This is a genomic window from Mesorhizobium sp. M1A.F.Ca.IN.020.06.1.1 (assembly GCF_004023265.1).
Taxonomy (GTDB): domain Bacteria; phylum Pseudomonadota; class Alphaproteobacteria; order Rhizobiales; family Rhizobiaceae; genus Mesorhizobium.
The window spans coordinates 1-721 of sequence record NZ_RZSR01001583.1 but is presented as its reverse complement, the minus strand read 5'-3'; the positions used below and the strand labels follow the sequence as shown (position 1 = coordinate 721).

Annotated in this window: 2 protein-coding genes; both read left to right on the top strand. The window is 65.7% G+C overall.

Going from position 1 to position 721, the window contains the following annotated elements:
• Window positions 1-575: acetate--CoA ligase family protein (locus EOA60_RS35690; RefSeq protein ID WP_206628448.1), on the top strand; the 575-nt coding region annotated here is incomplete at its 5' end.
• The coding region (locus EOA60_RS39505) for an enoyl-CoA hydratase-related protein (protein WP_245502713.1) at window positions 568-721 on the top strand (154 nt) is incomplete at its 3' end. The genes EOA60_RS35690 and EOA60_RS39505, both read left to right, overlap by 8 nt.

The following is a 721-nucleotide window of genomic DNA, read 5'->3' as shown; positions in this document are numbered from 1 at the left end:
AGCGAGCCTCGAACGCGGTCGAGGCGGTGATTGCGTCCATGGCGCTTGGTTTCCCGGTGGCGCTGAAGACGCTCGGCGTGACGCACAAGTCGGAGGTCGGCGCCGTGCGGCTGAACCTCAAGGACGCCGAATCCGTCAGCAATGCCGCGCATGACCTGTTGCCGCTTGGCACCGGGCTCTATGCCGAGCGCATGGTGCGCGACGGCGTCGCCGAACTGATCGTCGGCTTCACCCGCGATCCGATGTTCGGCGCGGTGATGACGCTCGGCACCGGCGGCGTGTTGGTCGAGCTGCTGCGCGACAGCGTGACCCTGATGCTGCCAGCGACGCGCGACGACATCGAGGCGGCGCTGCGTGGCCTGAAGCTCTATCCGTTGCTGGAGGGCTATCGCGGCCGGCCCAAGGCCGACGTCCAGGCCGCCATCGACGCCATCGCCGGCATTGCCGACTTCGTGCAGAAGAATGAAGGCGAAATCGAAGAGCTCGACATCAACCCGCTGATCGTCTGCGCCGAAGGCAAGGGCGCCTGGATCGCCGACGCACTGCTGGTGCTTGGAGAAAAGAAGAATGGCTGACGTCATCACCACTCGCCGCGAAGGCACGATCCTGGAAGTCACGCTCGACCGGCCCAAGGCCAATGCCATCGACCTCAAGACCTCACGGCTGATGGGCGAGACGTTCAAGGCGTTCCGCGACGATCCCGGCTTGCGCGTCGCCATCG